Genomic DNA, 6,000 nt, shown 5'->3' with positions numbered 1-6,000 from the left:
CATGCAAAGGTGTCCTTGCTGCATCCGGCTCATCAAAGGGCGCGACCCGCCGATCCACTTATGACACAGTAAGATTAAAGCGCGATGAGATTAGGTTGAATCGTCATCGCGCTTTAGCTCTTTGTTTGAGCATGATCTCCGCGCAAACGCGTCCCGCGTTTGTCGCGAGGGAAAACCGCTTCGCACTTTTCCGGATCATGCTTTAGCGGGAATGGGCCGGCGGGATTTCGCGCCCGGCGGCCCATTGGTCGTTTCTGCGCGCGGCCATTTGCGAAACGCAATCACTTCATCCCCTCCAGCATCCTCCGCACCTCCCCCAACAACACCCGGATCTGCCTTCGCTCGGCGATCGCGTCCCCCGTGAACCGGCCGTGCTTGCGCGCATTCCGGTTCGCCCGTGGCGCGCCGGATCCCTTTGCGCCGCCGTGCATGCGGCAGCGCGCCTTGCCGTGCACCGCCGGCGCGCGGCAAGAACTGCCGCAGCGGGTCCTGGCGCCGCAACGCCGGCTGGCCAGCATCGGGCCGATCGTTTGGATGTGGCCGCTCATGCCTGTGCGTCCCGCGCCGCATCGGTGGAATTCCGCCGTCGCCTCGAACCCGCGGCCCTCAGTGCCCGCGTCGCGGATGCCGGGTTGTTGTCCGAGACGATCACGCTCGCATGCTGCGTGACGGTGCCGACGATGGCGTTGCCGCCGTCCTCGACCTTGACGTTCTGCACGGTGACGGCGGGCTCGCCATGGCTCCGGTGGCGGTTCAGCGCCTCGATCTGGGCTGGAAAGGTGCGGGCGAGCCGGCCCAATGCGCGCGCGGCGCTGTCGTGCTGGGCGAGGTCCTTGGCATGCGCGAGGTGATGGGCGCATCGCATCGCCATCACATGAACCGACACCATCTGCGCCACCAGCATGGCCTCGACGGAATCCCGCGGACCGATGCTTCTCACCATCGAGATCATGAAGGCGAGGTTGACCTCGCAGGGCTTGCCGCCGCTCACGCTGGCCTTGACCAATTGCCGCAGGATGCCGTCCATCGCGTCGCGATCGGCGACCCCCAGCGCGTTCGCCATCAACTGTGCGCCGAACTCCGGATCAGGATGGTCGATGCAGAAGCCGTGCGAGGAGAATTTGATCCGCGGAGGAGTGGCAGCCTGGGTCTGGGCGGGGGCGGCGGGCATCGTCGGCACGGTGATTTCAGGTGCAGGTGTCATGTCGATAGTCCCTGGAACGCGCGCGGCAAACGCGCAGACGATCGCTCGCTGCGGGAGCCGCCGCGATGTGAGTTGTGAGGAGGGGTTTCGGTCTCACGTGCATCCGTCGCGCCCGCTGTTGCGGGCGAGGGGGCATTTGCACGATTTCGGAATATTGGAAATGTATCGCTGATTTGCCCGACGCGTCAAGTGGCCTTGTCGGGCGCCGGCGGCCGCCCGGCGCCTTTGCATGGGGTTGTTTTCGATATTTTGGCGGCGTGGCCCCGGCGGGAGTTCCGCCGCCGTCAGCCGCAGTCATGCCGGCAAGGCACGGTGCGATCCGTGTTAGCGGGTACCGCGCGCCGATTGGATCATTATACTGGCGGAATGTTGCTACAGGCGCGGCGCCGGCCTGGGATGAAGGAGCATCGATGAGCGAGACCATTGGCCACCCCGATCCCGGCCTCGATTTGTCCGACGGGTTCAAGCCGCACACCTCGCATTGGGGCGTGTTCTCGGCGCGGCTCGGCAAGGCGGGTCTCGAAGTCAGGCCCTATGCCGCCGATCCCGATCCGAACCGCATCATCAACAATTTCCCCGGCGCGCTGCGCCACCAGGCCCGCATCGCGCAGCCTGTGATCCGCCGCGGCTGGCTCGAGCGCGGGCCCGGCCCGGACGATCGCCGCGGCCGCGACGAGTTCGTCTCGGTGAGCTGGGAGCAGGCGCTCGATCTGCTCGGCGGCGAGCTGACGCGGATCCGTGACACGATCGGCCCCGGCGCGGTGTTCGGCGGCTCCTACGGCTGGTCCAGTGCGGGCCGCTTCCATCACGCGCAGAGCCAGGTGCACCGCTTCCTCAACATCGCGATGGGCGGCTATGTCCGCTCGGTGAACACCTATTCCTCGGGCGCGTCATCGGTGCTGCTGCCGCAGATCCTGACCGGCTACGAGGACATCACCAAGCGCAACGTCACCTGGGAGCAGATCGCGGCCGAGACCGACATCGTGCTGGCATTCGGCGGCATGGCGCTGAAGAACTCGATGGTGGCCGGCGGCTCGATCAGCAAGCATGTCGAGCGCGGCGCGATGGAGGCCGCTCAGCGGCGCGGCTGCCAGTTCGTCCTGGTCAGCCCGCTGCGCGACGATCTCCCCATCGAGGCCGGCGCCGAATGGCTGACGGCGACACCCGGCACCGACACCGCGTTGATGCTCGGTATCGTCCATACGCTCGTCGGCGAGGGCCTGCACGATCAGGCCTTCCTCGATCGCTACACCGAGGGCTGGCCAGTGTTTTTGCGCTATCTGACCGGCGAGAGCGACGGTCAGCCCAAGAGTGCCGAATGGGCCGCGGCGATCTGCGGCATCGATGCCGGCACCATCAAGACGCTCGCGCGCCGGCTTGCCGGCCGCAGAGCGCTGATCACCGTGTCGCATTCGTTGCAGCGCGCCGAGCATGGCGAGCAGCCGGTGTGGATGGGCATGGTGCTGGCGGCGGCGCTCGGCCAGATCGGCCTGCCCGGTGGCGGCTACGCCTATTCGCTCGGCGCGATCGGCTATTACGGCCGCCGCGTCAATGCGGTGCCGGGACCGACGCTCGGGCAGGGCCGCAACGGCGTCGCCGACTTCATTCCGGTGGCGCGCATCGCCGACATGCTGCTCAATCCCGGCACCAGCTATCGCTACAATGGCGAGACGCGGACCTATCCGGATATCCGCCTCGTCTATTGGGCCGGCGGCAATCCGTTCCACCATCACCAGGACCTCAACCGCCTGCGCAAGGCGTTTGCGCGGCTCGATACGCTGGTGGTGCACGAGCTCGCCTGGACCGCGACGGCGCGCCACGCCGACATCGTGCTGCCCTCGACCATGACGCTGGAGCGCGAGGACATCGGCTATTCCAGCAACGATCCCTTGATGGTCGCGATGCACCGGATCGCCGAGCCGTTCGGCCTTGCGCGCGACGACTACGAGATCTTCGCCGATCTCGCCGAGCGGTTAGGGGCCCGCGAGCCCTTCACCGAGGGACGCACGTCGCGAGAGTGGCTGGAACATCTCTTTGAGCCGACCCGCAAGGCGCTCGCCGCGCGCGGGCTCGAGGCGCCGAGCTTCGACGAATTCTGGGAACGCGGCAGCCAGGTGGTGCCGCAGCATCTCGACGACGGCGGCTCGCTGCGCCGTTTTCGCGAGGACCCCCTCGCGCGCCCGCTGCCGACGCCGAGCGGCCGCATCGAGATCTTCTCGCAGAAGATCGCTAGCCACGGCGATGCCGACTGTCCGGGCCATCCGGTCTGGCTCGCGAAATCAGACACGCCGACGCCGGGCGCGCCGTGCTTCCTCGTCGCCAACCAGCCGGTGACGCGCCTGCACAGCCAGCTCGATTTCGGCGGCCACTCGCTCGACGCCAAGCATCGCGGCCGCGAGGTCGCGCGCATGAATCCGCGCGACGCCAAGCCGCGCGGCATCGCCGACGGCGACATCATCCGCATCTTCAACGCGCGCGGCGCCTGCCTTGCCGCGGTGCATGTCACCGACGGCATCGCGCCCGGCGTGGTGCAGCTGCCGACCGGCGCCTGGTACGATCCGATGGACCCCGAGGAGGATGCGCCGCTCTGCGTGCACGGCAATCCGAACGTGCTCACACGCGACATCGGCACGTCATCCTTCGCGCAGGGCTGCACCGGCCAGCTCACCAGCGTCGAGGTCGAGCGGTTCAACGGCAATCTGCCGCCGATCCGCGCGTTCGATCCGGCGTAATTTTGCGCGGAGATCACGAACAAATCATCGCTGGGCGCTGGATGGCGCCCACGCGTTCGGCTACGGCATCACGAGATCGCCCCTGAGTTCTGGATTTGCCGAGATGCACCTGAAAACCCTGTTTCACATCGCCGTCGCCGCGACCGTCGCGCTCAGTTCGTCCAGCGCATTGGCGCAATCGGCCGCCGAGCCGGCCTATGGACCAGAGCTGCAGGGCTTCGACTATCCCTATCCGGTGGAGCATTATCGCTTCAGCTCGCAGGGGCAGGAACTCGACATGGCCTATCTCGACGTCAAGCCGGCGACGCCGAACGGCCAGACCGCGGTGCTGCTGCACGGCAAGAATTTCTGTGCCGCGACCTGGGACGGCACCATCAAGGCGCTCGGCGGCGCCGGCTATCGCGTGATCGCGATGGACCAGATCGGATTCTGCAAGTCCAGCAAGCCGGAGCGCTATCAGTTCACCTTTCAGCAACTGGCCGGCAACAGCCGCGCGCTGCTCGCCTCGCTCGGGATCGCGCATTCGATCATGGTCGGCCACTCGACCGGCGGCATGCTGGCGATGCGCTATGCCCTGATGTATCCGGAGGCCACCGACCACCTGGTTCTCGTCGATCCGATCGGGCTGGAGGACTGGAAGGCCAAGGGCGTGCCGTGGCTCAGCCTCGACGGCTGGATGCAGCGCGAGACGCGTGTCACCGCAGACAGCATCCGCGCCTATGAGCGCGCCACCTATTACGCCGACACGTGGGATGCGTCCTACGAGACGTGGGTGCAGATGCTGGCCGGCATGTATCGCGGAGAGGGCCGCGCCGCCGTGGCGTCGAGCTCGGCGCGGCTCTACGACATGATCGCGACCCAGCCGGTGTTCTACGAGTTCGAGCAGATCAAGCCGCCGACGCTGCTCTTTGTCGGCGACAAGGACACCACCGCGATCGGCAAGGACACCGCGCCGCCGGAGATCCGCAAGACGCTCGGCAATTATCCGGTGCTCGGCAAGGAGGCCGTGAAGCGGATCCCGCATGCGCAGCTGATCGAATTCCCCGATCTCGGCCATTCGCCGCAAATCCAGGCGCCGGCGCGCTTCCACGAGGCGCTGCTCGGCTGGCTGCAGCATCCGGAGACCGGCGCGACGCTGGTCAAGTAGGGACGGCGAGACAGGCGAGCGACATCATGGCGACAGCGGAACTGGTCAGCGTGTTCACGGTGGATGGGCAGGGCGGCAATCCCTGTCCGATCGTGGTGGATGCAAGCGGCATGAGCGCGTCCGAGATGCAGGACGTCGCCCGCCGCCATGGTCACGAATCCGGCTTCGTGTTGCCGGCGCAGAGTGACGATTTCGACGCCACGTTCCGCTTCTTCGTTCCGAATCACGAGATGGAAATGTGCGGCCACGCGACCATCGGTGCGCTCTGGTTGCTTGCGCGCCATGGAAAGTTGCCGGGCGACACGATGCGGATCTCGACGCGCAGCGGTCCGGTCACCGGCTTCATCAGCCGTGATCGTCATGGCGAGCCGCGTGTCGAGATCACCCAGCCGGCCGGGAAGACCGTTCCGCTCACCACGGCGCAACGCGACGACGTGCTGCGGGCGCTCGCGGTCGGGCCCGACGCGATGGGCGCGGGAATGGCCTGCAATGCCGTCACATCGCGGATCAAGACACTCGTTCCGATGCGTTCTCCCGACGCGCTGAATGCGCTCGATCCCGCGGCCGAGCAAGTCGAGGCGGTCTGCGGCCGGATCGGATCGACCGGGCTCTATCCATTCGCCGTGATCGACCGAAAGGCTCGCCTGTTCGAGGCGCGGCAATTCCCGCGCTCCTCAGGTTATCGGGAGGATGCCGCGACCGGCATTGCGGCCGCGGCGCTGGCGTTCGGCCTGCTCGACTACGGCCTGGTCGCTCCTGATGACGACGAGATTCGAATCCTGCAGGGCAGGGCGATGGGGCGGCTGTCCGAGATTCGGGTCCGCATCGGCTTCGCCGGCGGCCGTCCCGTCGGCTGCCTGCTTGGCGGCAATGTCGCGCTGATGGCTGCGCCGTCACACTGAGCAGCCGCGAGCGCA

Annotated in this window: 6 protein-coding genes; 4 read left to right on the top strand and 2 right to left on the bottom strand. The window is 67.0% G+C overall.

Features of this window, described 5'->3' with window-relative positions; all coding sequences use genetic code 11:
* A partial coding sequence (locus Q2M23_RS39165) for a hypothetical protein (protein ID WP_316398904.1) occupies window positions 1-206 on the top strand: 206 nt, incomplete at its 5' end.
* Between the two features lie 75 nt (window positions 207-281).
* On the opposite strand, the gene Q2M23_RS39160 is transcribed toward Q2M23_RS39165, so the two are convergent.
* Window positions 282-548: an HGGxSTG domain-containing protein gene (locus tag Q2M23_RS39160; protein ID WP_316398903.1), complete on the bottom strand. Its 267-nt coding sequence runs from the start codon at window positions 546-548 to the stop codon at window positions 282-284.
* Window positions 545-1,204 (bottom strand): hypothetical protein, encoded by a 660-nt coding sequence (locus tag Q2M23_RS39155; RefSeq protein WP_316398902.1) that lies wholly within the window; start codon window positions 1,202-1,204, stop codon window positions 545-547. Before Q2M23_RS39155 ends, Q2M23_RS39160 begins: the two co-directional genes overlap by 4 nt.
* A 410-nt stretch (window positions 1,205-1,614) precedes the next feature.
* Between Q2M23_RS39155 and Q2M23_RS39150 the strand changes: the two genes are divergently transcribed.
* The 3 genes from Q2M23_RS39150 to Q2M23_RS39140 all read left to right on the top strand — a co-directional run bounded on the left by Q2M23_RS39150 (window position 1,615) and on the right by Q2M23_RS39140 (window position 5,985).
* A complete protein-coding gene (locus Q2M23_RS39150; protein WP_316398901.1) occupies window positions 1,615-3,936 on the top strand; it encodes a molybdopterin guanine dinucleotide-containing S/N-oxide reductase in 2,322 nt (773 codons plus the stop codon).
* Window positions 3,937-4,039: 103 nt separating this feature from the next.
* Window positions 4,040-5,083 (top strand): alpha/beta fold hydrolase, encoded by a 1,044-nt coding sequence (locus Q2M23_RS39145; RefSeq protein ID WP_253625622.1) that lies wholly within the window; start codon window positions 4,040-4,042, stop codon window positions 5,081-5,083.
* Between the two features lie 26 nt (window positions 5,084-5,109).
* Window positions 5,110-5,985: a PhzF family phenazine biosynthesis isomerase gene (locus Q2M23_RS39140; RefSeq protein WP_316398900.1), complete on the top strand. Its 876-nt coding sequence runs from the start codon at window positions 5,110-5,112 to the stop codon at window positions 5,983-5,985.
* Window positions 5,986-6,000 lie beyond the last annotated feature (15 nt).

Source organism: Bradyrhizobium sp. 33ap4 (assembly GCF_032654765.1).
In the GTDB taxonomy this organism is placed as follows: domain Bacteria; phylum Pseudomonadota; class Alphaproteobacteria; order Rhizobiales; family Xanthobacteraceae; genus Bradyrhizobium; species Bradyrhizobium australafricanum.
Note: the sequence above shows the minus strand (reverse complement) of the source record. Positions and strands in the feature narration are given on the sequence as shown.

Bases quoted from the DNA above. Each gene is read 5' to 3' on its own strand.
- Q2M23_RS39160 (WP_316398903.1), bottom strand. From the start codon at position 548: ATGAGCGGCCACATCCAAACGATCGGCCCGATGCTGGCCAGCCGGCGT.
- Q2M23_RS39155 (WP_316398902.1), bottom strand. From the start codon at position 1,204: ATGACACCTGCACCTGAAATCACCGTGCCGACGATGCCCGCCGCCCCC.
- Q2M23_RS39150 (WP_316398901.1), top strand. From the start codon at position 1,615: ATGAGCGAGACCATTGGCCACCCCGATCCCGGCCTCGATTTGTCCGAC.
- Q2M23_RS39145 (WP_253625622.1), top strand. From the start codon at position 4,040: ATGCACCTGAAAACCCTGTTTCACATCGCCGTCGCCGCGACCGTCGCG.
- Q2M23_RS39140 (WP_316398900.1), top strand. From the start codon at position 5,110: ATGGCGACAGCGGAACTGGTCAGCGTGTTCACGGTGGATGGGCAGGGC.